Annotated in this window: 24 protein-coding genes; 15 read left to right on the top strand and 9 right to left on the bottom strand. The window is 49.8% G+C overall.

Annotated features, from left to right (window positions below; all coding sequences use genetic code 11):
• Positions 1 to 4 precede the first annotated feature (4 nt).
• From galE to FJ444_RS12895, 3 genes are all read right to left on the bottom strand, one after another.
• Entirely contained in the window at positions 5 to 1,027 is a 1,023-nt protein-coding gene (galE, locus tag FJ444_RS12885; RefSeq protein WP_140958724.1) for a UDP-glucose 4-epimerase GalE, read from the bottom strand.
• Between the two features lie 22 nt (positions 1,028 to 1,049).
• Positions 1,050 to 3,404 carry a glycoside hydrolase family 2 TIM barrel-domain containing protein gene (locus FJ444_RS12890; protein ID WP_255439161.1) on the bottom strand — a complete coding sequence of 785 codons (2,355 nt, stop codon included), beginning with the start codon at positions 3,402 to 3,404 and terminating at the stop codon, positions 1,050 to 1,052.
• Positions 3,405 to 3,536: 132 nt separating this feature from the next.
• Positions 3,537 to 6,173 carry a TonB-dependent receptor gene (locus tag FJ444_RS12895; protein WP_140958725.1) on the bottom strand — a complete coding sequence of 879 codons (2,637 nt, stop codon included), beginning with the start codon at positions 6,171 to 6,173 and terminating at the stop codon, positions 3,537 to 3,539.
• Between the two features lie 474 nt (positions 6,174 to 6,647).
• Between FJ444_RS12895 and FJ444_RS12900 the strand changes: the two genes are divergently transcribed.
• A complete protein-coding gene (locus FJ444_RS12900) occupies positions 6,648 to 7,211 on the top strand; it encodes a single-stranded DNA-binding protein (RefSeq protein WP_140958726.1) in 564 nt (187 codons plus the stop codon).
• Between the two features lie 123 nt (positions 7,212 to 7,334).
• On the opposite strand, the gene FJ444_RS12905 is transcribed toward FJ444_RS12900, so the two are convergent.
• A complete protein-coding gene (locus FJ444_RS12905) occupies positions 7,335 to 8,675 on the bottom strand; it encodes a magnesium transporter (RefSeq protein ID WP_140958727.1) in 1,341 nt (446 codons plus the stop codon).
• Between the two features lie 180 nt (positions 8,676 to 8,855).
• Between FJ444_RS12905 and FJ444_RS12910 the strand changes: the two genes are divergently transcribed.
• From FJ444_RS12910 to FJ444_RS12945, 8 genes are all read left to right on the top strand, one after another.
• Complete coding sequence (locus FJ444_RS12910; RefSeq protein WP_140958728.1) at positions 8,856 to 9,125, top strand: hypothetical protein; 270 nt, start codon at positions 8,856 to 8,858, stop codon at positions 9,123 to 9,125.
• Positions 9,122 to 9,988, top strand: coding sequence for a mechanosensitive ion channel domain-containing protein (locus tag FJ444_RS12915; RefSeq protein WP_140958729.1), 867 nt, complete (start codon positions 9,122 to 9,124; stop codon positions 9,986 to 9,988). Before FJ444_RS12910 ends, FJ444_RS12915 begins: the two co-directional genes overlap by 4 nt.
• Before the next feature lie 8 nt (positions 9,989 to 9,996).
• Positions 9,997 to 10,578 (top strand): sigma-70 family RNA polymerase sigma factor, encoded by a 582-nt coding sequence (locus FJ444_RS12920; RefSeq protein ID WP_140958731.1) that lies wholly within the window; start codon positions 9,997 to 9,999, stop codon positions 10,576 to 10,578.
• Positions 10,579 to 10,696: 118 nt separating this feature from the next.
• Positions 10,697 to 11,554, top strand: a complete 858-nt coding sequence (locus FJ444_RS12925) for a glucosaminidase domain-containing protein (RefSeq protein ID WP_140958733.1) — start codon at positions 10,697 to 10,699, stop codon at positions 11,552 to 11,554.
• Between the two features lie 219 nt (positions 11,555 to 11,773).
• The gene (rimK, locus tag FJ444_RS12930) at positions 11,774 to 12,682 is read left to right on the top strand and encodes a 30S ribosomal protein S6--L-glutamate ligase (protein WP_140958735.1); all 909 of its coding nucleotides are present in this window, start codon (positions 11,774 to 11,776) and stop codon (positions 12,680 to 12,682) included.
• Positions 12,683 to 12,685: 3 nt separating this feature from the next.
• Positions 12,686 to 13,747 (top strand): succinylglutamate desuccinylase/aspartoacylase family protein, encoded by a 1,062-nt coding sequence (locus FJ444_RS12935; RefSeq protein ID WP_140958737.1) that lies wholly within the window; start codon positions 12,686 to 12,688, stop codon positions 13,745 to 13,747.
• Between the two features lie 18 nt (positions 13,748 to 13,765).
• Positions 13,766 to 13,969, top strand: coding sequence for a lipopolysaccharide assembly protein LapA domain-containing protein (locus tag FJ444_RS12940; protein ID WP_140958739.1), 204 nt, complete (start codon positions 13,766 to 13,768; stop codon positions 13,967 to 13,969).
• Positions 13,970 to 14,000: 31 nt separating this feature from the next.
• Complete coding sequence (locus FJ444_RS12945) at positions 14,001 to 14,387, top strand: zf-TFIIB domain-containing protein (protein WP_219993900.1); 387 nt, start codon at positions 14,001 to 14,003, stop codon at positions 14,385 to 14,387.
• A 14-nt stretch (positions 14,388 to 14,401) separates the two neighbouring features.
• Here the strand turns inward: FJ444_RS12945 and FJ444_RS12950 are convergent, their stop codons facing one another.
• Together FJ444_RS12950 and FJ444_RS12955 are read right to left on the bottom strand one after the other, a co-directional pair.
• A complete protein-coding gene (locus FJ444_RS12950) occupies positions 14,402 to 15,496 on the bottom strand; it encodes an acetate/propionate family kinase (protein WP_140958743.1) in 1,095 nt (364 codons plus the stop codon).
• The gene (locus tag FJ444_RS12955) at positions 15,493 to 16,887 is read right to left on the bottom strand and encodes a bifunctional enoyl-CoA hydratase/phosphate acetyltransferase (RefSeq protein ID WP_140958744.1); all 1,395 of its coding nucleotides are present in this window, start codon (positions 16,885 to 16,887) and stop codon (positions 15,493 to 15,495) included. Before FJ444_RS12955 ends, FJ444_RS12950 begins: the two co-directional genes overlap by 4 nt.
• Before the next feature lie 169 nt (positions 16,888 to 17,056).
• Between FJ444_RS12955 and FJ444_RS12960 the strand changes: the two genes are divergently transcribed.
• Positions 17,057 to 18,790 carry an alpha/beta hydrolase gene (locus FJ444_RS12960; RefSeq protein WP_140958746.1) on the top strand — a complete coding sequence of 578 codons (1,734 nt, stop codon included), beginning with the start codon at positions 17,057 to 17,059 and terminating at the stop codon, positions 18,788 to 18,790.
• Positions 18,791 to 18,810: 20 nt separating this feature from the next.
• On the opposite strand, the gene FJ444_RS12965 is transcribed toward FJ444_RS12960, so the two are convergent.
• From FJ444_RS12965 to FJ444_RS12975, 3 genes are all read right to left on the bottom strand, one after another.
• Positions 18,811 to 19,332 (bottom strand): DUF1566 domain-containing protein, encoded by a 522-nt coding sequence (locus tag FJ444_RS12965; protein WP_140958748.1) that lies wholly within the window; start codon positions 19,330 to 19,332, stop codon positions 18,811 to 18,813.
• 2 nt (positions 19,333 to 19,334) lie between these two features.
• Positions 19,335 to 21,029, bottom strand: coding sequence for a DUF1566 domain-containing protein (locus tag FJ444_RS12970; protein ID WP_140958750.1), 1,695 nt, complete (start codon positions 21,027 to 21,029; stop codon positions 19,335 to 19,337).
• Between the two features lie 76 nt (positions 21,030 to 21,105).
• Positions 21,106 to 21,657 (bottom strand): sugar O-acetyltransferase, encoded by a 552-nt coding sequence (locus FJ444_RS12975; protein ID WP_140958752.1) that lies wholly within the window; start codon positions 21,655 to 21,657, stop codon positions 21,106 to 21,108.
• Between the two features lie 192 nt (positions 21,658 to 21,849).
• Here FJ444_RS12975 and FJ444_RS12980 point away from each other — a divergent pair, with 192 nt between their 5' ends.
• The 5 genes from FJ444_RS12980 to mshL are packed head-to-tail and all read left to right on the top strand — an operon-like array spanning position 21,850 to position 26,088.
• Positions 21,850 to 22,803 carry an MSHA biogenesis protein MshI gene (locus FJ444_RS12980; protein WP_140958753.1) on the top strand — a complete coding sequence of 318 codons (954 nt, stop codon included), beginning with the start codon at positions 21,850 to 21,852 and terminating at the stop codon, positions 22,801 to 22,803.
• Positions 22,800 to 23,417, top strand: a complete 618-nt coding sequence (locus FJ444_RS12985) for a hypothetical protein (RefSeq protein ID WP_140958755.1) — start codon at positions 22,800 to 22,802, stop codon at positions 23,415 to 23,417. The genes FJ444_RS12980 and FJ444_RS12985 overlap by 4 nt, the downstream gene beginning before the upstream one ends.
• Complete coding sequence (gene gspM / locus FJ444_RS12990; RefSeq protein WP_140958757.1) at positions 23,414 to 24,061, top strand: type II secretion system protein GspM; 648 nt, start codon at positions 23,414 to 23,416, stop codon at positions 24,059 to 24,061. The genes FJ444_RS12985 and gspM overlap by 4 nt, the downstream gene beginning before the upstream one ends.
• The gene (locus FJ444_RS12995; RefSeq protein WP_181405157.1) at positions 24,051 to 24,401 is read left to right on the top strand and encodes a hypothetical protein; all 351 of its coding nucleotides are present in this window, start codon (positions 24,051 to 24,053) and stop codon (positions 24,399 to 24,401) included. Before gspM ends, FJ444_RS12995 begins: the two co-directional genes overlap by 11 nt.
• Entirely contained in the window at positions 24,382 to 26,088 is a 1,707-nt protein-coding gene (gene mshL, locus FJ444_RS13000; protein WP_255439163.1) for a pilus (MSHA type) biogenesis protein MshL, read from the top strand. Before FJ444_RS12995 ends, mshL begins: the two co-directional genes overlap by 20 nt.
• Positions 26,089 to 26,090: the final 2 nt, after the last annotated feature.

Consider the following 26,090-nt stretch of genomic DNA (forward strand, 5'->3'; position numbering starts at 1 on the left):
TGTATTACTCCTTGTCACCCTTGTAGCCATTAGGGTTGTTTGATTGCCAGTGCCAGCTTGAGGCCACCATATCAGTTAAATCCCGTGTAGCCTGCCACCCCAGTAACGATTTAGCGCGATTGGCATTAGCATAGCATTTTGCGACGTCACCTGGGCGACGCGGGGCAAATTTGTAGGGCACAGCGCGCTCACTGGCGGCCTCATAGGCCTTTACCATTTCCAACACTGATACGCCCTGCCCGGTGCCCAGGTTAATGATATGCGAGCCTGGACTGGCTGCCAGTTGCTCCAGCGCGGCAACGTGTCCTTCCGCGAGGTCGCACACGTGAATGTAGTCACGCACACCGGTACCGTCGCTGGTTGAGTAGTCATTACCAAACACCGACAGCTGCTCTCGCTTGCCACAGGCTACCTGAGCGATAAAGGGCATCAGGTTGTTCGGAATGCCATTGGGATCTTCCCCTATCAGGCCACTCGGATGTGCGCCAACGGGGTTAAAGTAACGCAGAGTAATGGCACTGAAACGCTCAAAGGCCACACAGGTATCCTGCATCACCAGTTCAACCATGTACTTACTGCGTCCATAGGGGTTGGTTGGTGCCAATGGGAACGACTCATCAATGGGTACGGTATGCGGATCGCCGTATACCGTTGCCGAAGAACTGAATACCAGTGCCTGTACGTCGGCTTCCAGCATGCACTCAATCAAGGTTTGACTGGCAGTCACATTGTTGCGGTAGTACATCAGTGGTTTTTCAACGGATTCACCTACCGCTTTGGAGCCTGCGAAGTGAATTACGCCGTCGAAGTCATATTGGCTGAACACGCCTTGCAGCAGTGCCTTGTCGCCCACATCGCCTTCGAAGCAGGTAATAGACTGGCCTGTAATGGCTTCTACGCGTTTGAGTGCCTGTGGGTGACTATTGCTAAAATTGTCGATAACGACGACCTGGTGGCCTGCGTTAAGCAGGGCCACACAGGTGTGCGTGCCGATATAGCCCGCACCACCAGTGACCAGAATTTGCATGCCTTAGATTGCTCCTGAATCGTTAAAACGTGAAAGTGGCCTCGGCGAGTCCCGGGCCAGAAACGGTGATGGTTGCGCCGCTTAACTGTTCACCTGCTTCAACTAAAAGTGCAGCTTCACCACGGGCAGTCGCAATAGGGCTTTGATTTAATATGGTAATGTCGCCAGTACTGCTGGCTGAAAGTTCGATGTTATTGACGAAAGCCGGGTTGCCATTGGCGTCTAACAATTGAGCGTACACGAATACCACGTCTTTCACGCCTGCTTGAACCGGCATACCGCTTTCATCAATACGCAAGGCGATTTGGGTGGGGGCTGACGCCGTAGTAACTCTGTGAGTAGCAACAACCTGGTTATCGATGAGCGCTTCTGCGCGCAACGTACCCGCTTCAAACCCAGTCAGCTTAAAAGTAAACGGTGGATGCGCCAGGTGTGAACTAAGTGAATCGGTATCCGGTGCTTGTTGTGCAATCAGGGTATCGTTCAGATACAGCTTAACCTGTTCGGCGTTAGAGAATACCCGCACAGTTGGGCTGGAATCAGCTTGCCAGTCGCTGGCAATGAATACCATAGGCCCGCTGGTGTAGCGAGTATCAACTTCTTCGGGCGAGCGTTGGCTCTGGAACAAGTAGTAACTGTACTTGGGCTGACGATACAGACTCATGATACCTGATGACTCAATGTCGTCAGCGTAGCCGCGGTTGTAGTCAAACATTACCCAGTAGCCGTCTGCAAAGGCGGGCACAGTAAAGTTATCGTTGTGTGCTTCCTGCAGGTTCAACGCCTGTTGTAATAATCGTTGTTCACCGCTGTTGAGCAACTGACGACTGGTACGCTCTTCTTCCTTCAGGCCTTCCCAGGCATCCTGGTTCAAACCGGCGTTCTGCGCATAGTATTCCCAGTCACCGTATTCAGACACAATGTATGGCTGGTTTGGCGTGCTGTAGTGCTGCAAACGGTGTTGGCGGGCCTGCACGAAGATGTCGTAACCCTTTTCCCAACCGGCAGAAAACGCACCAGGGTATTCGGTTTTAACCGTGTTGTGCAGTGTTGCAATGAACTCGTCCGGCATATCCGATTCATTTAACGAACATTCCCAGGCGATCACGCTGGCGTGATTGCGGTCTCGGCGAATGAGGTCAGCGCAGCTGTCGATAATATGCGCTTCGAAGGCCGGATCGGCATTATAAAACTGCCAGCCTAGCACGGCGTTGAGCAGCACTAAACCCAGTTCATCTGCCGCTTGCATGAAAGCGGGTGAGTGCGGATAGTGAGACAGGCGCACATAGTCAAACCCAGCAGACTTAATTTTTACTGCATCGCGATAGTCGGCTTGTGGAGAAACCGCATACCCAACAAAAGGGTATTCCTGATGACGGTTAACGCCGCGCAGGAAGGATTTCTCACCGTTGATCAGCAGTTCGTGGTGTTCATTAAAGGCAAATTCGCGAATGCCGATTTTGCGCTGCTGGCGTTCAACCAATTCATTGTTGCGGCGCAGCTCGGTAGTCAGGGTATACAGGTTAGGGTGAGCGGGTGACCAGAGCCTGGCGTGTTCAACGGTAAGTTGCTGATCAATGTGTTCTGCCTGACCGGGTTCAAGCGAATATTGGGTTTGTTGGGAAAGCGTTTGCCCATTATTTTCTAGTGTTTGTACCAGCGTAAAGGTAGCTGGCGTTGTAGTCTGGTTAGATACGTGGGTTTTGATGTTTACGGTAGATACGTCTTCACTCACCTGTGGGTAGGTTACGAAGATGCCGCCGCCTGCTGGGATATCGGCCAGGATCTCGTCGGTAATGTGCAGCGGGTCTTTCACCATTACACTCACACCGCGATACAAGCCGCCATAAGTATTAAAATCCAGTAATGCCAGTGGTTTCGGGCCCGTAATGGGATTGTCCCGGTTGTCCAGTTTCACGGTTAGCGTGTTACTACCAGGCTGCAGGTAAGGTGTGAGGTTCAGTGTGAAAGGCAGGTAACCACCGAGGTGCTCGCCAAGCGGTTGGTCGTTCAACCACACGGTAGCCACGTTCATCGCGGCTTCGAAGCGCACCAATACGGTTTTATTGTGCCAGTTGGCTGGCGCGTCGAAGGTTTTCTTATACCATGCAATGCCTTGCCACTGATTATTTACCACTTCGGGCTCGAGGTTTGGAGTGTGTGGAAGCTGCACGGTTTGCCACGTATCGGCAGGTGCCAGACCGTTTTCATCGGCTTTGGTGAATTGCCATTGCAGGTTAAAATTTTCCGTTTGGCTTATCGCAACCTCAGACGCGCTGCTATTGGTTTTAGTGGTGTCTGAAGGCAGATTAGGTTGGCAAGCGCTGAGCCAGAGTACATTGCTCAATAGCAATGCCGTACGAGCAAAATAGTTCACGAAGTAACCTCAGTTTATCTAATCGTTGTAACAAAAGGCAGAATGGGTATTGCATAAAAGCTGGCAGAATCTGGCACACACGTCAGATTCTGCCATAACACGCTGCCCGTGGGTCTCAGGCAGCGATGTTCCTTACATAGCGTATTGGAAACCAACCAGGTAACGCTTGCCCCATTCGATGTAACTACCAATGCGGCTTGGGTCGTTATCGAAGTAGCTTTGCGATACTTCGTTCGTCAGGTTTTGCCCCTGCAGCATGATTTTGAAGTTGTCGGTAACATCGTAAGAGATACTGGCATCAACCGTTGCTTCGCCGCGAGTTGTAGTGATTTCCGTTGGATCCCAGCTACCTACGCGTGTATAAGCACTGCGGTAGTTGTAGGATACCTTGGCATCAAATCCGGCTTTGTAGTACCACAGCGTGAGGCTACCCACGTTCTTCGACAAACCACCTAATGGCAGTGGATTGTCTTCCGGTACGAACTCAGTCACGTTGCTATCGGTATAGCTGTAGTTTGAGTAAATACCCAGGCCGTCAAAGGGCTCTGGCAACATAGTAAACGCTTGCTGATATAACACTTCGAAACCGCGGATTTGGCCGCCGTCACCGTTCACCGGACCGCTGAACTGATATTCAACACCGTTAAAGGTAATGGTATCGGTTGCGCTGCCCACGTGAGTTTTCAGGTCTTTAAAGAACAACGAGAATGTCAGTGCTGCGTCTTCCGCAAAGAAGTACTCGTAACCTAAGTCAATCTGATCAGCCACAAAGGGGTTCAGTTTAGGGTTACCGCCCGAAGCTGTTTTCACTGGAGATTGGTTATCCAGCCAGAAACCGGTGCGCATTTCTACCAGTGGCGGACGAGACATAGTGCGTGCCAGGCCAACACGTACCTGAGCGTCTTCGCTTACCGATAAACGCAGGTTAAGTGAAGGCAGGATTTCGCTGTAGCTGTGATCTACTGACGTTGGGTCAATGGTTACGCCGTCTTCGGTTTGGTAACCGGCAGATGTAGACTCTGTGCGAACATAGCGCACACCGGCGTTACCGGTATAAGGAATACCAAACAGTTCGCCGTCCAGGTTAACCATAACGTAAGCCGCAGAGTTGGTTTCCTGCACGTTCCACGAGTTTAATAAGTTCTGCGCTTGTGGTTCGTAGTCGTTGCGGCTGTCAATGCCTCCAAACGCCTGATTTACCACAGATTGCCAGTTATTGATTGTGTAAAGATCAGGTGATACAAAGCCGCCGCCCAGTGCGTAGCTGCTGCCGTAGCCGCTTACCGAACTGTCGGTTACGCCCTGCCACCAGGTCACTACGTCGTTGTCTTTTTCGCGATCAGACCAACGCACACCAAAACTAAACTGCGTAGCATGGCCCCAGTCTACAAAGCGCGACATGTCTGCTTTGATGGTCAGCATTTCGTCGTCGAGAATACGGTCGTTGTCAACTGTCATGCCATTCAGCGTGTAGTAATCCGGGTTGCCGATATCTTCACTGGCGACAACCTCCAGGCGATCACCGCTTACATCCCAGCCAATATCAACCGGCGTTGGGCCTGTATAGGTTGACGTGACATTTACCCAGCGCGATTCGATGGATGCGTTTGAATAGCCCACATCCAGTGCGGTCAGCCACACATCACCCTGCCATTCCAGGTTAAGGCCGGTGCTTACTAATTCGTTTTGCTGGAACCAGGTGGCGTTATTGGCTGAGTGATTGGCCCAAATTAAACCACCAGAAGTGATTTGTTCACCGCCGTTTTCGGTAGATTCAATTTGCGTGTCGTACTGAGAATTCTGGTAGTTCCATACGCTGGTATTCTGCCAGTTGCCCCAGCCGTCAAACCAGAATTGATCTTCGCGCTCTTCGATGTCGAACTTAGAGTAGAACAGGTTGTATTTTACTTGCAGTGAATCGGTAGGTAACCACTGAATCACAGCCATACTGCCAACACGCTCGGTGTTGCCGCCTTTAGTGGCAGATTTACCGCCCCATGGCGCGGCTTCTTTAATACCGTTTTCGTTTACGTCACCCATGTCCCATTCGTATTTATTGTACGAGTAAGACGATGTTTCACGCTGCACGGATGGCTGATCCTGATAGGCCACACCAAAAGCAAAGCCGAAGCGGTCGGAGATAGGTTCAATAATGCTGAAGCTGCCGCGCTTGCCGCTGGCATCGGCGGTGGGAATGTCGTCTCCCAATACATAATCCATAGCGTGAGCACTAATAGTAACCAGACCTTCGTCGCGCGACAAAGGCTCAACAAAATTCATGTTTACCAAACCTGAAATACCGCCTTCGGTTTGGTTGGCCATAGGGCTCTTGTATACTTCTACTGAGCTTATCAGCTCTGCAGGAAATTGCTCATAGCGCACGCTGCGGCTTGGCTCGCCACTGACGATTTCACGGCCATTCATGGTAGCCAGGTTCAAGCGTGGGCCCAGACCGCGAATTGACAGAATACTTGGATTGCCGCGGTCGCGATCGGCAGCTACGCCGGGTAAGCGGGCAAGTGCATCGGTGATGGTTACATCAGGCAACTGGCCCAAATCATCCGTTGAAATAATCTCAACGGTGGAGTCTGCCAGTTTCTTGTGTTGCAAGGAGCGAGTAAGCGTGCTGCCAAAACCCCGAACGGTAATGACTTCGGTTTCTTCTTCCTGTACTTGCGCAGATGAGTCTTCCTGGGCATGTGCCACAGACAATCCTAATCCCTGAATTAATGCGAGTGCGGTAAGGCTCAGTTTAAATGGTGTTTTCATATTTTACTCCCAAGGCAAGAGTGACTCGTTTTTCAAGAAATGCAGTCGTTACCTGTTTATTAATTATTCGTGTGTTTAGGTTAACGGCCACACTAACAATAACATATTTATAACATAGGAGGGAAAACGTTTTCCATAAAAAGTGATGTAATTTACAAAATATTTTTAAATATTCATAAATTACATATATTTAAATGGTGAAACGATTTCCTGTAATTATGTGGAGTGGTTCAAATGTGAACGATTTTGATGAAAGTGGTGGGTGCATCAGGACTGTGGTTCAGGTTTAAATCACTTTGCATGCTGATAAACTTCATTTTGTTTAGCACAACCAGAGTAAAAAGGGCGAGTTGTGATTCCCAGCAAGAAAAGTGGAAAGCGCTTGGCAAAAATAGGTTATACTGGCAAGCTTCGTTAAACATAATTAAGCACGACAGACGCTCAAAGCGTAGAACAGATTTACAGGAGACATCCATGGCAACACGAGGCGTTAACAAAGTCATTCTGGTCGGTAATTTAGGTAACGACCCGGAAGTGCGTTACATGCCCAACGGCAACGCCGTTGCCAATTTAAGCATCGCAACCAGCGAAAGCTGGAAAGATCAGCAGGGTCAGATCCAGGAACGCACTGAATGGCACCGTCTGACGATGTATCGCCGTTTAGCCGAGATCGCCGGTGAGTACCTGAAGAAAGGCTCGCAGATTTACGTTGAAGGTAAATTGCAAACCCGTAAATGGCAGGATCAGCAAGGACAGGATCGCTACACTACTGAAATCATCGTAGACCAGATGCAAATGCTGGGCGGTGGCAGTCAGGGCGGTCAGGGTGGTCAAACCGGCCAAAATGCCGGTTATCAGCAACGTCCACAAGGCAGTGGTCAGCAGGGTGGTTACAACAACGCGGGTAGTTATGGCGGTAATCAGGGCAATCAGGGCGGCGGCTATCAACAGCCACAGCAGCGGCCACAAGGCGGTGGTCAGTCAACGCCTCCTATGGCAGAGCCTGATTTCGACTTTGACGACGATATTCCATTCTAAGCCGATCAATATTCAGCGTGTAATACATAAAAAGCCCCGTTCTCCGGGGCTTTTTGTATTGGCTTTGGTGTCAGATCGCTTGTAGCTGGCTAACCACTAACGCAAACGTCTGCTGGAAATCACTCACAACAGCAACACCGTACCCAATCCCAAAAAGGCAACAAAGCCTACTATGTCCGTTACGGTTGTTAAAATTACCGAGCCAGATAAAGCCGGGTCGATATTAAATTTTTCCAGTACAACGGGCACCAGTACCCCGGATAATGCTGCAGCAACAATGTTCACCAGAATCGCAATGCCAATCACTGCACCTAACCAGGGCTGTTGGAACCACATCATCGCTACCAGGCCAATAATCACGGCCCAAATCACGCCATTGAACCCGCCTACCTTTAACTCTTTAACCAGCAATGCCCGCATGTTGGCGCCAGACACCTGATTGAGTGCCAGGCCACGAATAACCAGGGTCAGCGTTTGGCTCCCTGCAATGCCGCCCATACTGGCAACTACCGGCATCAGCACGGCAAGTGCCACCACTTGTTGCAACGTGGCTTCAAACAAACCAATAAATGCACTGGCCAGAAATGCGGTTAGCAGGTTAATACCGAGCCAGATTGCCCGCCCCTTCGCGCTTTTTCGCACCGGCGAAAACAAGTCTTCGTCTTCGTCCATACCAGCAGTGGCCATTAGCTGTCGCTCGTAGTGTTCGTGGGTTAGCTCTGCTGCTGTGGTGACATCTACCCGGCCAACCAGCTTTGCCTGTTCGTCTAACACAGGCAGAGCACCGTATTCAGACGTTTGCACGGCGATGGCGGCTTCAATACACGATTGTGAAGCACTTACTACTGGCAAGTCATCCAGAGACAGGTCTACTAAAGGAATGTGCTCTGGTTGCGCATGTATCTGGCCCACTTCCACGGCTTCGGAAAACTGCCCCGAACGATTGACTAAGAAAATCAGGTCGGTGTGACGGGGTATCTCACGTCTTAGCAAGCGGTTCGCATCGCGCACTTTTGCATTGAGCGGCAGTACCAGGAAATCATGAGTAACCCAGTGTCCAATTTGTTCTTCTTCGTAGGTATTTGCCTGGGCAAAGTGCATGCGCTGCACTTTATCCATTGCGGCATAAGCGCGCTCGGTTAGGTCACCAGACAGTGAGTCTGCCAGTTCCAGCAAGTCTTCTGCGTCGATATCGGTGAATATGCTGTCCCATTCTTCGTTGCTGGTAGCTTCAATTAGCACCTCACGAGGGTCGCTACGCATTTCAATGAGTACATCGAGCTTTTTGCTGACCGGCAGGTTTTCCCATAGTGCTAAACGGTCATCGATAGGCAATGACTCTAGCAGTAATGCGGTTTCCGATTCGTCTGACTGGGCCAGCAGCACTGATACATTAGCGCTCTTTTGTTCGGAGTCGGCGCAGTGAATGACTTCACCAATTAAATTAGAGAGAGGCTCCGACATGTTTATTTGTTCCTATATTCATATAGTTGGGTTTATAGACGTGTCTGAAAAACAAAAAGGCACATATTTTGTGACTTATTGAAACGCGGTAGCGTCTAACCAGAAATATACCTGTTACTGAACAGGCCATTTACCGGTAAAGTGTGGTAACGGCCCTTCCTGATAAAATGAGTAACCAGAATGACAACGGATGAAGAGAAACTAAAAGCCCTGTTTCAGGCATCTTCGCCTGAGACCAATCATGATCTCGCCTTGAGCAAAGTGCTGGCTAAATCGCACAAGGTTACCGCTGTAAAAGATGTAGCCGGCCTCTTTACAGGCTGGATTTGGGTTGTTTTTCTGGGTTTTGGCGCTTCCCTTTATTCTGCCAGACGGCAGATGCAAAAACACGCTTTACCGCCAAGAAAACAACATAATAAACATAATGGACACACTGGAGGAGCAGAATGAATTTAGACGCATGGACAGAGTCGTTCAGCCAGGCGCTTACCCGCTTCTGGATCGAGATTGCAGGATTTCTACCCAATTTCCTGGGTACCGTATTCGTGGTGGTATGCGGATATTATGTATCGAAATACACCACGCGCTGGTTGGCGAAACTGATTAGTCGTCTGGGCTTCGATAGCTTGTGTCGCAAACTCGCCCTAACCAGTGCATTAAAGTCGATTGGGGTAAAAACCCTGCCATCTGATTTGGTTGGCAAGCTGGTGCATGTGTTTTTTGTATTAGTAATCCTGGTGGCCGGTGCGGACACCCTTGGCCTGGATAGGTTCTCAGCGATATTGGATGAATTTGTATTGTATTTACCCAAGTTGGTAGGTGCGCTGTTTATTACCGTTGTGGGCTTGTTCATTGCAAAAGCAGGCAAGTCCCAGGTGGAAACCTCGTTAAATAACATTGGCGTAGAATACGGTGCCGCGGTAGGCCGGTTATTGCAGTTACTGGTAATGTTTATTACGTTCTCTTTGGTAATTGGGCAACTGGAACTGGAAACCGCACTTCTGAATGTGGTGTTTACAGTGTTAATTGCCAGTCTTGGAGTAGCGCTGGCTCTGGCACTGGGATTGGGTACCAAAGACATTGCCAGCAGTATTGTGTCAGGTATTTATGCCCGGGAGCAGTTACAACCGGGAGACGAAATTGAATTTGATGGCTTTACAGGTTATATCGTTGCGGTTACTACGGTGAATACGTTGGTGGAAAACAGTGAAGGCAAGCGCTTGAGTATTCCCAACGATCAGTTGTTAACGAAAACCTACACCACTACGCAGTATAGTGCTGCGCAGCCGATGGATAACGAGGCAAAGGATTAAACACTGAGATGACGGCAGCAGAGCAACGCATTAAGCAAGTCTCTGCCCGACTATCAGCACTCAAAGATGAAGAGTTGGTAAGAATTGCACGATTGCAACTGCCTTATGTGACAACGGCTTATGAGGTGCTATTTAACCGTTATTACGGTGTGTTAATGCAAATATGTTTCCGCTACCTGGGCAGCACAGAAGAAGCGGAAGAAGCCGTAAATGATGCAATGTTAAACGTGTTTAATCGACTGGACCAATTTGAAGAGCGCGCAAGCTTTAAAACCTGGATTTATAAAATTGCCTTTAATCAGTCGCTCGACCGCCTCAGAAGGAAGCAGGTTGAGCAGGTTGAATTTGACGAGGAATTGCACAGAACTGCAACGCCATTGTTAAATCAACCACAACACAATTCGGCGCAACTTGATGCATTGCTTGCTAAGCTGAGTATTGATGAGCGATCTATCGTTGTGTTCAGACTGGTGGGTAACTTAGAGTTTTCAGAGATTGCAACCATAGTTGAGCAGAAATTAAGTACAGTAAAAATGCGCTACAAACGAGCGCTGGACAAACTGGCTGTTGGTGCACAGAACCAGCAGTAAAACGGTGTTTTTGGGTGTAATGGGAAGGTCGGATTTCCCCTTTGTTTTCCGACGTAAAGAGCTCGTCTGTAGGGCGTGCACAGCTTCCCATTTCCCCCTTTTTTAAGAGGACAAATGAATGCGTAAACAGCTGAATGTTCCCGTTTTATTGATTGTACTGGTAGCCATAGTGCTGGTATTTGGCGCGCATTACTGGCTGAGTAATAACCAATCTGCACTGCCAAATGTGGCGGCTAAAGCCGCCGAGCCTATTCCATCACTCCCCGATTTTACGCTATTCACCGATGTTCAGACCAAAAAAGAGACCTTTTTTGAATTACTGTATCCCATTATTCAGGAAGAAAATGCGCATGTGCTTGCGGTGCGAAAAGCGTTGTTGAGCCTACAACAGGTTGACGCGCTTAGTGATAGTGAGCGGCAGTGGATAAGCGAAGTGGCAGAGTACTACAAAATTGAAAACGATGATGACACACCGGTGGAGATCAATCAGGCGTTAATCGATGAGCTATTGGTACGGATTGATTACGTACCGCCTTCATTAGCATTAACTCAAGCGGCGATTGAATCTGGCTGGGGCACCTCGCGATTTTCCCGCGAAGGAAATAATTTGTTCGGTCATTGGTGCTTTGTCAAAGGTTGTGGCATTGTGCCTAGTGATCGAGATGAAGGGCGATACCATGAGGTGGCAAAGTTCTCAACGGTTAATCAGGCGGTACGCGCTTACTTGCGCAATCTGAATACACACTATGCTTATGAAGAGTTTCGGGCGCTAAGGGCACAGCTCAGAAATAACAACAAACCCCTTACCGGCAAGGCGCTGGCCAATTCGCTGGGGCATTATTCTGAGGAAGGGGAACATTACATACAGAAAGTGTCCCGTTTTATTGATCACAACAAGCTGCAACGTTACACCCGCCAGTTTGAAGAGGCGGTTATTCAAACCGAATCTCAGTCTGAAGCGGCATCCGCCCGTTGAAGTCTGACGGGATGTTAAGAGACACCATCTGTTTGAAAATTATATCTTTTAACGTTGATGTCCCGTCTTTGCAATTACGTAGCGATGCTCAGAGGAAACTTCTGAACACCGATAAATTAAATAACCATTACCGGACGGTAATGCAGCCGGTCATTCTGCTCGTTTGAAATTAGTTGCTTTTGGAATTGGCGGTCGGGGCGGTTGAAGAAGGAAAGCACATTGAAAATTTGTATTCTGTCACGTAACAAAAAGCTGTATTCCACTCGCCGTTTAAAAGAAGCAGCGGAAGCTAAAGGGCATGAAGTCGATGTTATCGACACACTACACTGCTACATGGACATTACCAGCAACAAGCCTTCGGTGCGGTTCAAAGGACAACCGTTACCTCAGTATGATGCCATCATTCCTCGTATAGGTGCGTCGATTACGTTTTATGGTACGGCTGTTGTCCGCCAGTTCGAAATGATGGGCAGTTTCAGCTTGAATGAATCGGTGGCAATCAGCCGTTCGCGCGATAAGCTGCGCTCCATGCAGTTGTTGTCGCGCAAGGGGATAGGCTTGCCGCGTACCGGCTTTGCCCACAGCCCTGATAGTGTAAAAGATTTGATTCAGAACGTGGGTGGTGCGCCTCTGGTAATCAAACTACTGGAAGGCACACAGGGTATTGGCGTGGTGTTGGCTGACACCAATAAAGCGGCAGAAAGTATTATTGAAGCGTTTATGGGCATTAAAGCCAACATTCTGGTACAGGAATTTATTAAAGAAGCGGGAGGTGCCGACATCCGCTGTTTTGTGGTCGGCGGTAAAGTGGTAGCGGCTATGAAGCGTCAAGGCGCGCCCGGCGAGTTCCGTTCCAACCTGCATCGCGGGGGCAGTGCTACGTTAATTAAGCTCACCTCGGTAGAACGTGCAACGGCAGTGGCCGCCGCAGCGGCGATGGGCCTGAATGTGTGTGGTGTCGATTTGCTGCGTTCAAGTCACGGACCGGTTGTAATGGAAGTGAACTCGTCACCGGGCCTGGAAGGCATTGAAGCTGCTACCGGTAAAAACGTAGCTGACATGATTATTGAATTCATTGAAGCCAAAAAAGATAAACCGCACAGCACCAAAACGAAAGGTCAGGGCTAATCAATGGCAAAACAGGCTCCCCTGGAAATTGGCGGGGTGAAAATCCTGCCAGGGACCTCACATAAAATCCGTCTTACTTCTGCCCGACTTTACACAGATACCGATATCGCTATTCCCGTTGAGGTAGTGCGCGCCAAACGCGCCGGCCCAACCGTGTTCATTAGCGCAGCAATTCACGGTGATGAACTCAATGGTATTGAGATTGTTCGTCGGGTGATGGACGCCCGATCCTTCAAACTCACTCGCGGCACGCTTATCGCTGTGCCCTTGGTGAATGTGTATGGCTTGCTTATGCAAAGCCGTTACATGCCGGACCGCAGAGATTTGAATCGCAGCTTTCCAGGGTCAGCCAAAGGCTCTCTCACAGCCAGGCTGGCGCATCTGTTTCTGGAAGAAATTGTTAGCAAGTGTCAGTATGGTGTGGATTTACACACGGGGGCTATTCATCGCAGTAATCTGCCGCAGATTCGCGCTAATCTGGAAGATCCCGAAACGGCGGAGCTGGCCAATATATTCGGTGTACCCGTGTTGCTCAATGCCAATCTGCGCGATGGTTCGCTACGTCAGGCTGCCTCGGAATTTGGTACTAAAATTCTGCTTTACGAGGCTGGAGAGGCTCTGCGATTCGATGAATTGTCAATTCGTGCCGGAGTTAAGGGGATCTTTAACGTGTTGTCGAGTTTAGGCATGGTGCCAAAACGACGTAAACGCGCTCAAAAAATTGAACCCTTTGTCGCCAACCGCAGTTTGTGGCTGCGTGCACCGGAAAGCGGCATAGTGCGCAACCTGAAACAGCTGGGCGACAGGGTAAAAAAAGGCGATTTACTGGCAAATGTGTGCAGTCCAAGTGGTGCCTATATTCATCCGGTCACTGCGCCGCGCTCTGGGATAATCATTGGGCAACAGAATATTCCGCTGGTGCAGGAAGGGGATGCGATGTTCCATATTGCGATGTTCGAAGAGCCAGGTGATGTGGTCGAAAATATGGACTTACTGGTGGAAAACCTGATGCCCAGTGAAGACGCAGTACCAGCGGATCCACAAACTGTTTTATCTGCCGGATAGATGGGCGGGGAGAGAGCAATGAAACGTGCCAAAATGACGGCTATTATTACGCTATTAGTGTTATGTGCCGTGTTTATTTTACAAAACACCAGTACAGTGGAAATTACCTTTATCTTCTGGACAGTGAGTATGCCCAGGGCAGTTTGGATTGTGGTAGTACTTCTGGTGGGTATCGTTATAGGTGCACTATTGAATCATAACAAGCGGTATATTTTTCGGTAGCGCTGTCATTATCCTGAGAGGGCAAACTTCTATGCGAATTGGTATAAATATGTTCTGTCCAAAATGTCACGGGAAATTCGACCATGTGCAAACGCCAATGGGTGTCATTGAACGGTGCAGAAGCTGCGGCGGATTATGGTTTGATGTACTGGAACACGCCGATCACAAAGTGATCGCCAAGGCCATCGATACCGGCGATAAAGAATTGGGCGCCTTGTATAACGACACCCGGGATATACATTGCCCGGTTTGCGTGAACACCCGCATGTTAAAAATGACAGACAGTGCGCAAACTCATATTCAGTTTGAAAGTTGTCCCGGCTGTCATGGTCGATTTTATGACGCCGGCGAGTTTGCCGACTTTGCACAGTTAACTATCAGCGATGTCCTGAAGCGCGTGGGTATACTGAAAAAATAGTATTGTGCTGGCATTTACTTGTGCAGCATAGCGCGCATGTGTCGGGCAATCACTGCTTCCTCATCGGTGGGAATAACCCTTACTTTCACAACACTGTTAGCGCTGTGAATAACGGGTGAATCGTTAAGATTTGCCGTTTCGTTGATTTCTACACCTAACCAGCCAAGTTGCCCACATACTCGCTGGCGAATAGCCGCAGCGTGTTCGCCAACGCCAGCGGTAAACACCAGAGTGTCCAGCCCTTGTAATTCAGCAACCAAGGAGCCTATGGCTTTAATGATATAGTGGCAATATAAGGCGATAGCCTGTTCTACGGCTGGCTGAACGGTGTAGTCCAGCAGTACTCGCAAGTCACCGCTCATGTCAGACACACCTTTTAACCCGGAATCCTTGTATAACATTGCCGTGAGCGTGCTGGCATCTATGCCTAATTGGGTTTGGCAATGCAGCACAAGGCCAGGGTCCAGGGAACCACAGCGGGTAGCCATCATAAGCCCTTCCAGTGCTGTAAACCCCATGGTGGAGCTGATACTTTTACCTTTGTGCATGGCACACGCGCTGGCGCCGCTGCCCAAATGCAAAACAATGCATTTCCCACCACTTCCTGGGGTAAGGACGGCCAGCTGCTGACTGATGTATTCGTACGACAGTCCGTGAAAGCCATATCGACGCAAGCCTTTATTACGCAGCGTCGCTGGCAGTGCATACAGGGTGTGCAGTGTTGGTTGCGACTGATGAAATGCCGTATCAAAACAGGCTACTTGCGGCAATTCCGGGTGCGCTTCCCGTAATACGTCGATAGCATGCAGGTTATGAGGCTGATGCAAGGGAGCCAGTCCACAAAGATCATGCAAAATAGCAAGATTGTTGTGATCAATGACCACCGGTGCTGCATATTTTTCACCACCGTGTACAACACGATGGCCAACGGCTGCCACGTTACCGGCATGATGTAATATGGATTCCAGCGACGAGGAAAAGGTCGCTGGTGAAATATCCATATTGCCACGTTCTGCAACACTTAAGTCGTCAATGTTGAACACGGCATATTTAAGTGTGGACGAGCCACTGTTAATAACCAGATAGTGCCCGGCAGAATCTGCATTCATTGCCCTTGTCCTTCACGTTTGCGCTGAAAGACCAGCGCCATGGCGCAGGACGCCTTGCGCGTCATGGGGCCCCCCGCACGACTGGTGAGAATAATCGGTGCCCGGGCGCCAAGCACAATACCAGCCCCCTCAATGCCAGATAGATAGCGCATTTGTTTGAATAACATGTTGCCGGATTCCAGATCGGGTGCAACCAGAATATCGGCATCCCCTGCTACCTGAGACATAATGCCCTTCGATTTCGCGGCTTCGCTGGAGATGGCGTTGTCCATGGCTAATGGCCCATCCAGCAGTCCTCCGGTGATCTGCCCGCGTTCGGCCATTTTGCACAAAGCGGTAGCATCCAGTGTGGACGGAATTTTCTCTTCAACGGTTTCCACCGCAGAAAGGATCGCCACTTTGGGCGTGCTGTTAGTGAGCGTGCTCACCAATTCGATGGCATTTTGAATAATGTCTTTCTTGGCAGCCAGATTCGGCCGGATATTAATGGCTGCATCGGTTAAAAACAGTGATTTATGGTAGCTGGGAGCATCGAGTGCAAAAATATGGCTCATCACCCGGCCAGTGCGAAGCCCATATTCTTTATTGAGCACTTCGTGCATCAGTTCGTCGGTGTGTAAATGGCCTTTCATCAGGGCTTCTGCTTCACCAGCAGAAACCATTTTTACTGCCGTCTCTGCAGCTGCGTGGCTGTGCGGTGTGTCTACCAGCCTAAACCGGGTAATATCCAGATCGTTTTCCGCAGCAACCTGTTCGATTCGAGCCTTTGGACCCACCAGAATGGGCTCAATCAGGTTGTCTGTGGCCGCTTCTATCGCCCCAGCCAGAGAGTTCACATCAACCGGGTGCACCACACAGGTTTTGAGCGGACGCATGCCTTTCGCCATGGTCATAAACTGCTGATAGCGAGCGCTGGATTCTTCTTTCAGTTCTATTGCGGGCAGCGAAGCGCGCGGGCGGGCAATACTCTCAATCGGTGCTTTAACCAAGGCTTGCCCTGTGATCACCGTTTCGTTTAACTGATTTACACAGGTGCAGTTTAGCAGCACTCTGTGATGCTCCTGCTTTTCGGCTACGGTCACTGTAACGGTCAGATTGTCGCCCAGTGAAACCGGCTTCAAAAAGGTAAAGTCCTGTTTTAGATAAATAGTACCCGGCCCGGGGAGTTGGGTGCCTAACACAGTCGAAATCAGCGAGCCGCCCCACATGCCGTGAGCAATAATGTGATGAAACTGAGAACTGTTGGCGTACTCTTCGTCCACATGCGCCGGGTTCACATCGCCCGACATGATGGCAAATAGCTGAATATCTTTGCGCGACAGTGTGCGGGTAAGTGACGCTGAATCGCCAATGTGAATAGCATCAAATGGCTTGTTACGGATCATATCCATGTAAGGTCTCCGTGAAAAAAGGTCAGAAGCAGCAAATTGCGGTATCAGATTAACTCATTCCGAAAATTCGGAATTGATACCCATCAAGATCAAGCTTTTTAATGATTGCTGGTGATAAATTAATCGTATCAGTCTGCAAATTTTCCTGTGCCTTCAACAAGGAATTACCATGATCAATCGTGAAAGTAATGTCATTGAATACACTTATGCCGACCGGCATGCCACTCCGGATGATGTGAGCGAACCGCTAAAACCCGATTACGCCATCAATCAGCTGTTGAGCCAGTTCACCGGGGGCATTGACCCGGTTGCCTATGGTCTGGCGTTCGCAGATTGGCTTATTCATCTATTGCTGTCGTTGGGCAAGCAGCAGGCACTGCTGGATTTGTCTGTTACGCATGCATGCGGGCAAAACCCCGAATGTGAAGATGCTGCGGACGACAACCGTTTAGCGGGTGCCGAATGGATGCCCTGGCCTTATGCCTTGTATCGTCAAAACTACCTTGCTATGCGTCAATGGTGGCAGCTTGCTACCCGCGATGTGCAAGGCGTGGAAAAGCATCACACCGATATGGTTAACTTTGCCGTGCGACAGTGGCTCGAGGCGTTGTCGCCGGCAAATTATCTATTCACCAACCCCAAGGTAGCGAAAGCTACGTTGGAAACATCTGGTAATAATTTGGTGAAGGGGATGGATAACCTGTTGCACGATATTTCCCGACAATATTTGGGCGAAGCACAAAAAAATGACAGCCCATATCAGGTGGGTAAAAACCTGGCCGTTACCCCAGGTAAGGTGGTGTTTAAAAATGCCTTATTAGAGCTCATTCAGTATTCACCCTCTACGGCAAAGGTAAAAGCAGAGCCTGTGCTAATTACCCCTGCCTGGATCATGAAGTACTACATACTCGATCTTTCAGAGCACAATTCGCTGGTAAAATTCCTCGTTGATCAGGGGCATACCGTGTTCATGATTTCGTGGAAGAATCCTCAGCAGGACGACCACAATGTGGGGTTGGTGGATTACCTGAAACGGGGGCTGGGTGATGCCATCGCTGAAGTGCAAAAACGCACGCCAGACCAGCGTATCCACGGTGTAGGGTATTGCTTGGGCGGCACGCTGCTGAGTATGGCAGCAGCCTGGTTGGAGCGAGAGAACCGCAGTCCGTTTTGTTCGTTGACACTGCTGGCTGCGCAAACCGATTTCAGCGACGCGGGCGACTTGCGGCTGTTTATCGATGAGAGCCAGTTAGCGATGTTGGAAGCGGTGATGGCCAAAAACGGCTATTTACCCAAAGAAAGTATGGCCGGCACCTTTGTTATGCTGCGGGCAAACTATCTGTTGTGGGCGCGCTGGGTACAGGAGTATCTGATGGGTGAACGTCAGCATGCCAATGATTTGCTTGCCTGGAATCAGGATGCCACTCGCATGCCCGCGCGTATGCACTCAGAATATTTGCGCCAGTGTTATCTGAATAACGCACTGGCTGGTGGCCAACTCATGGTAGATGGAAAACCCATAGCGTTATCGGATATTCAGGTGCCGTTGTTTGTGGTGGGTACGGCCAAAGATCACGTTGCACCCTGGCAGTCGGTGTATAAGGTGAACCTGCTGATCGATAAAGACATTACCTTTTTACTTACCAATGGTGGCCACAACGCGGGCATTATCAGTGAGCCGGGCCATGCTCACCGGGTGTATCAGGTGGCAACCAGAAAAGAAGACGGGCAGTATTTACCTCCCCAGGCCTGGCTGGATGAAGTGCCGATGCACGAGGGGTCATGGTGGCCGGTATGGCAACAGTGGCTGGTCGATAATTCGGGAGCAGATGTACCGTCCCGACAAGTTGAAGCTCAACCCGGACTGGCCGACGCTCCCGGCCTTTATGTGCTGGAACCCTGAGGCGAGAGTGAGGCGAGAGCTTATTCGGTAGGCAATTTAGTGCGTACCAGTCGCAAATAAACGGTGCGGTCTTTTTCCTTAATGGAATGACTGGCGTTAAAAAACGCTACTGTCCAGGCGCGCAGCGGATCCAGTACCGACGGCGTTGAGGTCCAGAAGCTGTCTGGAGGCGTGGCAGGGAAAAACGTGCTGTTAATAGCAGGGCGGACACAATCCCGCTCAGCCAGGCTGGCCAGTTCCTTTAAGTTGGGTACCCGCCAGCCCTGTAATAAATCTGCGTCGTATTCATAAGCGTAAGTCAGTGCTTCCTGCCAGGTCATTTGCGATGCCTCACCGGTACAGGTAGTGCCATCGAAGGTTTGCCCTACCGCACAGCGCTGCCAGATCAAGCCGGTGGGCGTGTGTAAGGTTGTGCTGGTGGTAATATTGGCGAAATCCTCGTCCGGCGTAGTGTCATCGGCATTGGCAAGACAGGTTTGTGCAAATCCGGAATGTGAAACCGTTAGTAAACACAACATTGAAAAGAGAATGCGTTTTCTCATGATTATCGCCCCGCTCTTACCAGCCTGATACTGGCCGCAGATGATTTGTTCAGGAAGTTATCAACGCCGGAGATAAAGTCAATTGCCCAGGCATTTTGTGCTGCATCGTTGCTTACGCCATCGGCACTGGGAAGACTGGTCCAATACCACAATGCGCTGGCGGTGCCATTACCGGTATAAGGGAAATACTGGGTATCAATACGCGGTGAACTGCCTTTGCCAAAATGCACCAGCGATAACAATTCACCATGGGTAGGTAAACGCCAGTCGTAAAAACCGCATAAGCCAGCACTGTTGATTGCGGCAATATATTCTTCGGTATTGCAATTGGTAATGGAACACTGGGTGCTGGTGCCATTGAGTGAGCCTTCAGCACCGCCGTTGTTGTCGGTGCTGTACCAGCTGTAAAGGTGATCCTGATCGCGCAGACCGCCATCAGTGGTTTTAATCTCCCAAACCAGCCCGGTAACGTTGTCGCGTACACAACTGAATTGTGTTACGTCATCATCCTGCTCATCACCGTTGGCGTTGAGTTTGGTGAAATCGAACCCGGCCTGTCCGCGGCCAGCTTTATTCAATATGCCTGCGCTTGCCAGTGCGTCTGCACCTTTGTGTGCATCCTGGCCAGGCCATGCGTTTTGATGACTGGTGCCATTGGCCGTGTTATTGGCCTGCAGTGACATACCGGTATCATTCAGTACACGAACCGGAAACGGGCGCACTGTTACCCTTTTGGTTTCCGTTACGACATTCCCGTAACTGTCTTCAACGGTAAGATAGAACTCTAACGACGTTGTGCTGGTCACCAGTGGTGCAATGGCATAGGTATCCGTTTGCGTGGCCTGAACAATGGTTGGCTCACTATCACCGCTGTAAGTCCACAATGCACTCAGTGGGTATGCTGCCTGTAACGAACTGCTGGCGGTACCGTCGAGCAGAATTATTTCGCCGCCAAAGACGGCCTGATCCATTCCGGCGGATACCTGTGGCTGGGTTTCAAAGGCAGACAACACCGTAATCGAATACGTTGTGCTGTTAGTGGCGCCTTCCTGATCGGTGACGGTGAGTGAAAATGTCAGTGTTTGACGGTTATCAGCAATTGGCGTAGCAATAATCAGTGTGGATTGGTCAGCTTCCAGTCCGGTAAGCACATCGCTGCCTGCTGTTTGTTCCCAAAGCCATTTGGCAATGGCGTTGCTGTCAGTGTTATCACTGTCAAAACTGTTCCTGCCATCCAGTGTAACCGATACGCCAGCAGGGTAAGTACCGGGATCGGAATCCGGCCAATCGGCAACGGTAATCACAGCAGTTGGTGCGCTGTTCTGAGGTGTCACCGTAAGTACAAAGCTGTCTGTTGCGGTTTGGCTGCTGGCATCGGTAGCGGTAACTGAAATCGTGAATTGGGTTTCGCTGGTAACCGCTGGGGCAGTTAAGGTTGCCGCCGAACTGGTGGTGGCTTCCTGGCTGATTGTTATCGATGACGGTGCGGTCCAGCGATAGGTTACGTCTCCAGAAGGGTAAGATACCTGAGCTGACAGCGAAATCGAGGATTGCTCTGCTATTGTGCGGTCGCGCCCGGCATTAACGGCGAAGGTTTCGCTGGCGGTCTCTTTGCTCAATCCACCACAAGCTGTCAGCAGCAAAGCAGTCATTATCAGGGCGAATAATTTTAATTGCGTCAAACGGATATACGTCATGTAACCTGAGTTTCGTTGTGAGTCTTTGGAGCCGGACTGTTTAAACCATAGTTGGTTATCGGCAACCCTGCTTAATTCATTGAGGGTTTTGCTGAATTTTCCTTATTACTTTGGCAGGGTGGCCGTAGGCCAGGGCATTGGCCGGAAGAGAGTGGGTAACCACGCTGCCTGCGCCAATTACGCAGTTATCGCCAATGGTTACACCGGCCGAAATATACACATTGGCGCCTATCCATACCCGGTGACCGATGTTAACTGGTAAGGCGGTTTCCTGTTGCTGGGATGGGCCCGGTGTAAAGCGCCCCACAACGGTACTTATCACCGTATTTGGTCCTATCAGCACCTGATTGCCAATATGTACCGGGCAGGCGTCAATAATGCAAACGTGATGATTTAAAAACGTACCCTTGCCTAGTTGCGTATTTATTCCGTACTCCACACTGAGTGTGGATGCCACCTGCACACCTTTAGCTTTTGCGAACAAGTCCGATAACAGCAAAGCGCGTTGAGCAGATTCTGCCAGGGGCAGTGCGTTGAATTTGTTGCACAGCAATAATGCATGCTGGCGAGCATCACTCAGCGAGTTGTCGGTTGTCAAATAGGGCTCTCCGGCAACTACCGGCGACATTGTGTGTGGGGGGCTAGTGGCATTCAATACTTTATGGCCTATGATTAGGAAAGCAAATATTCAGAGCCTTAAAGCCCACAATGCTATCAAGAGACTGATATAACTCAACTAAAAGGTAATACCATGGGCTGGTACTTTAACGCAAACTCTGGTGTAATCGGCATAACTCTTTTAAGGACCTAACTGAATTTCATGCGCATAGGTTGGCGTACATACTTAAAGCAAGCATTCAGAAAAAAATCGGCCTACTACGCGGTGGGTGTTGCGATTTCCCTGGACACAGTCACGTTTTGTGCTTTGCGTAAGCAAGGCGCGGCGTTGCACGTTGCGCATGAAGAAACCGTTAGTTTTGGCCAATGGGGCAAAGCCCTATCCCGCTGGACAGAAAAGCACAATCTGGCTGGCACGCCTGCCTATGTGGCATTTTCGATTCACTGGTACCAGATGTTGCAAATTGATCGCCCTGCTGTAGAAGCGGATGAAATTGTTGCGGCGATGACCTGGTCGGTAAAAGAACTTACCGGCAGCGATCAGGAAATGGTGATTGATTACATCGACTTACCGGTACCACTGGCTGGCGCAGCGAAGGTTAATGTGATTGCGATACCTAAAAAAGACGTGGCGACTACCTGCGAATACATTTTTGAGTCGGGTTTGACACTGCGACACATTACCGTGGAAGAAGTGGCTACCTGCGACTTAATTGAAGCGTCCTCAGACGCCATTCTTACTTTAGTCCAGGAAGCGGGCGAGGAAATCTGTCTTAATATCGTGAAAAATGGCCACTTGTACCTGAGCCGACGTTTAAAAGGGTTTGAAAACCTCGGCAGCTTTACCAACGAAGAGCTGCAAATGGGCATTGGGGAATCGCTGAGTGTACAGGTTCAGCGTTCAATGGATTTCTACGAAAGTCAGCTTCGCCAGGCTCCTGTTCGTCAGATTAAATTGCGACTGGACACCCAGCATACAGATGCACTTGCGTTGCAAATCAATCAGGTTGTGAATGCCGACGTTAGTCAGTTAATACCAGCCGGTATTGTGTGTGATACCCCGCTGCCATTACACCGTTTGAATTACACCAGCCTTGGTGCTGCCCTGGGGGCCACCAAAGCAATGATGGTAGTACCTGCGGAGGCTGCCGCGTGAAGCAGCGTATCAACCTGTATACAGCAGAATTTACACCGCGCCTGGATGTGTGGTCGTTAAGTACGGTAACGGCGGTGTGGGGTCTTGCCTTTGTGATTCTGGCCATGGTGTGGGCTGGCGTGACCTGGTATGGTGCAACTTTACAGGAAGAGTTGATGGCCAAACAACGCCAACAACAGCAACTTCTGCTTACCGTGAGTACGTTGCAACAAGCCCTCGAACAACGCAAACCCGACGCTGGCCTGGAACGACAGTTGGAGCAGCGTCGGCAGGAATTGAGCAACCGTCAGTTACTGTTGAGTGAACTGAGTCTGCGCGAACAAATTAAGCGGCAGGGATTTGCAGATCTGCTGGATAATCTGGCAGCGAAAAACAGCCGGGATATTTGGCTTGAAACGATTCAGGTAAGTGAGCACATGATGTTGCTACAGGGGCAGCTAAGCAAACCTGAGGCGATGCCACAGTGGCTGCAGCGCCTTGGGCAAACAACATCGTTTTCCGGACGAACCTTTGATTCTGCCCGATTGTTCCGCGACGAACAGCAACTGCGTTTTGAACTTAGTATGTCGCGTACTGCTGAGTCAGGTGCGCCAGCGCAAGGAGGCCAGCGATGAGCTTTGCGAAATACGAGGCGCAGTTTGAGAGCCTGAGTCAGCGCGAAAAAGTGCTGATATTTGTTACCGGCCTGATTGTGATTGTGGCGATTATGGTGTTTTTGCTGATCGATCCTGCACTGCAAAAAAACGCCAAAACGGCTGATTCCCTTCCGCCATTAGCAACAGAAATTCAAACACTTCAGCAAACCTCTATAATTTATGAACAAGCGTTAGCCGAAGACCCTAACGAAAAACTGCGTGAGCAAATTGCCGGCGTGAACGACCGTATGCAGGTCCTGCAAAATCAGTTTTCTGCGCAACTGTCGGATTTGATCCTGCCTAGGCAAATGCCGGTGCTGATTGAACAGGTATTTGCTCAGGCAGAAGGGCTTAAACTGGTTGAAATGGCATCAGTGACACCGGTGAATATTTTTGCCGATAACCCGGCAATGACGGGCGTTCCTCTGTACCAGCATGGTGTGAAGCTTACCTTTGAAGGTCGCTTTTTTGCGGTGCGGGATTTTCTGGCCAGTCTTGAACAGTTGACCAACCAAATATATTGGCGTTCAATGGCTTACCAGGTTTCCGAGTACCCTAACGCCGAAGTGACACTGGAAGTGTATACCCTGAGCACAGAGAAGGCGTTTATTGGTGTTGAATAAATTAATTGTTTTACTCATGCTGCTGAGTTCGCCGGTGGTAGCGCAAACACTGGAAGATCCAACGCGTCCGTCTCATTTTTCATCATCAACACAACAAGCAGTCAGTGGCGCAAAGCTGGTACTTGAAGTGGAGGCGATCATGCGGGTAGGTCAGCAGCGTCGTGCTGTAATTAATGGCAAGGTTGTGTCAGAAGGGCAGAGTATTCAGGGGGCAACTGTAAAGGCCATACATCCTTACAGTGTCGATATCGTTCATGAATTGAACGGTGAATGGGTTGAGAAAACCCTTTGGGTTGCCAAAAGCGGTAACGTAAAATCCAATGCAGCAGAGAATTATTAACATGGGATACGTGGGCAAGCGGTTTATCTTCGTTGTCATCGCCACATTACTTTCGGGGTGCCAGTCTTCTGCGCCGCCTTCGGTGGTGGAACAATCGCTAAAAGAGCAACTTGCCAGGCAGATCGCCCACGAGCAAGCCAAACAGCAACAGAATGCAACGGTGTCGTCTTCATTAGAAGCGGTACCCAAAAATGTGACGGATTTACTTAGTGAAGTGCCGTTAACAGGTCAGCCTGCTTCTTTGTTTGGCCCTGAAAAATACGATATCGAAGCTGATGGTGTGGCCGTGCGTGCATTTTTTGCTGGTCTGATGGCCGAAACGCCATACAGCGTTGCAATTCATCCCGAAGTGAGTGGTGACATTTCACTGAGCCTGAAACAGGTAAGCATGGAACAGATCATGGAGTTATTAGGTGATCTGTATGGCTATGATATCAGCCGTAAGAACAACGTGTACCGGGTGCTACCGGCGGGCATGCGTACCGAGACATTCGCCGTAAACTACCTGCTGATGACACGCGATGGCTCGACACAAACCAGTATTATTTCCGGCGGTGTGTCTCAGGCCGATGGCAACAACAGCAATAGCAATTCCAATAGCAACTTCAACAATTTTTCGGGCAACTCCGCCAATAGCAATAATCTGGGCAACCAGTTTGGTAACAATGCCAACGGTACCTCTATTTCAACCCGCACAGAAACCAATTTTTGGGATGATCTGAAAACGTCACTGGAACTGATGGTAGGTAACGAGAATGGTCGGGCAGTATTTGTAACACCACAAGCCGGATTAGTTACCGTGCGCGCCATGCCCGACGAAATCCGCGACATCAAACGTTTTCTGAAGATTTCGGAAGCCAGCTTGCAGCGTCAGGTTATTCTGGAAGCCCGTATTCTGGAAGTGGCCCTTGACGATGGCTATCAGCAAGGTATCAACTGGTCTGAAGTAGTGGCGAGTGCAGGCAGTACTGATTTTACCTTCGCAAATTCAGCAGCCACCATTGGCAACGAGATTTCAGCTTCGCTTGGTGCAGTAACCAGTTTGTCCTTCTTAAATCAGGATTTCTCAGGCGTTATTTCACTGCTCTCTACCCAGGGCAATGTACAGGTGCTCTCCAGTCCGCGTGTAACGGCCATAAATAATCAAAAAGCGGTAATCAAAGTGGGCGACGATGAATATTTTGTTACTGATGTTTCCAGTCAGAATACCATTACCTCAACCACCACGTCGGTTGTTCCCGATATTGAATTAACCCCCTTCTTCTCTGGGATCGCGCTGGACGTAACGCCGCAAATTGATGAAAACGGCTCGGTGTTATTACATGTGCATCCCTCAGTTATTGAAACCCAGGAACAGGAAAAAGTAGTGAGCCTGAACCAGGAGCAGATTGTGCTGCCACTGGCGCAAAGTACTATCAGGGAATCCGATACCATTATCAGAGCAGCGTCGGGTGAAATTGTGGTGATTGGCGGGTTAATGCAAACCAGTATTACTGACAGCGAATCCAAAACCCCTTTGTTAGGCGATATTCCGTTTCTGGGTGAGTTATTCACTAATAAAAGCCAGCGCGAAACGAAAAAAGAGCTGATTATTTTACTGAAACCTACTGTAGTGGGCAGTGGAACCTGGGCTGAGCAAATTGAAATGAGCCGTGAAAAGATGGCTGATTGGTTGTACGTAGAATAACT

It is taken from the genome of Aestuariibacter sp. GS-14 (assembly GCF_006494365.1).
In the GTDB taxonomy this organism is placed as follows: Bacteria; Pseudomonadota; Gammaproteobacteria; order Enterobacterales; family Alteromonadaceae; genus Alteromonas; species Alteromonas mangrovi.

Coding starts and splice junctions, on each gene's coding strand:
- FJ444_RS12970 (WP_140958750.1), bottom strand. CDS start 21,029: ATGACGTATATCCGTTTGACGCAATTAAAATTATTCGCCCTGATAATG.
- gspM (WP_140958757.1), top strand. CDS start 23,414: ATGAGCTTTGCGAAATACGAGGCGCAGTTTGAGAGCCTGAGTCAGCGC.
- FJ444_RS12955 (WP_140958744.1), bottom strand. CDS start 16,887: ATGGATATGATCCGTAACAAGCCATTTGATGCTATTCACATTGGCGAT.
- FJ444_RS12920 (WP_140958731.1), top strand. CDS start 9,997: ATGACGGCAGCAGAGCAACGCATTAAGCAAGTCTCTGCCCGACTATCA.
- FJ444_RS12940 (WP_140958739.1), top strand. CDS start 13,766: ATGAAACGTGCCAAAATGACGGCTATTATTACGCTATTAGTGTTATGT.
- FJ444_RS12925 (WP_140958733.1), top strand. CDS start 10,697: ATGCGTAAACAGCTGAATGTTCCCGTTTTATTGATTGTACTGGTAGCC.
- FJ444_RS12915 (WP_140958729.1), top strand. CDS start 9,122: ATGAATTTAGACGCATGGACAGAGTCGTTCAGCCAGGCGCTTACCCGC.
- FJ444_RS12960 (WP_140958746.1), top strand. CDS start 17,057: ATGATCAATCGTGAAAGTAATGTCATTGAATACACTTATGCCGACCGG.
- FJ444_RS12895 (WP_140958725.1), bottom strand. CDS start 6,173: ATGAAAACACCATTTAAACTGAGCCTTACCGCACTCGCATTAATTCAG.
- FJ444_RS12905 (WP_140958727.1), bottom strand. CDS start 8,675: ATGTCGGAGCCTCTCTCTAATTTAATTGGTGAAGTCATTCACTGCGCC.
- FJ444_RS12900 (WP_140958726.1), top strand. CDS start 6,648: ATGGCAACACGAGGCGTTAACAAAGTCATTCTGGTCGGTAATTTAGGT.
- mshL (WP_255439163.1), top strand. CDS start 24,382: ATGCAGCAGAGAATTATTAACATGGGATACGTGGGCAAGCGGTTTATC.
- FJ444_RS12950 (WP_140958743.1), bottom strand. CDS start 15,496: ATGAATGCAGATTCTGCCGGGCACTATCTGGTTATTAACAGTGGCTCG.
- FJ444_RS12980 (WP_140958753.1), top strand. CDS start 21,850: ATGCGCATAGGTTGGCGTACATACTTAAAGCAAGCATTCAGAAAAAAA.
- FJ444_RS12935 (WP_140958737.1), top strand. CDS start 12,686: ATGGCAAAACAGGCTCCCCTGGAAATTGGCGGGGTGAAAATCCTGCCA.
- FJ444_RS12965 (WP_140958748.1), bottom strand. CDS start 19,332: ATGAGAAAACGCATTCTCTTTTCAATGTTGTGTTTACTAACGGTTTCA.
- galE (WP_140958724.1), bottom strand. CDS start 1,027: ATGCAAATTCTGGTCACTGGTGGTGCGGGCTATATCGGCACGCACACC.
- FJ444_RS12975 (WP_140958752.1), bottom strand. CDS start 21,657: ATGTCGCCGGTAGTTGCCGGAGAGCCCTATTTGACAACCGACAACTCG.
- FJ444_RS12945 (WP_219993900.1), top strand. CDS start 14,001: ATGCGAATTGGTATAAATATGTTCTGTCCAAAATGTCACGGGAAATTC.
- FJ444_RS12910 (WP_140958728.1), top strand. CDS start 8,856: ATGACAACGGATGAAGAGAAACTAAAAGCCCTGTTTCAGGCATCTTCG.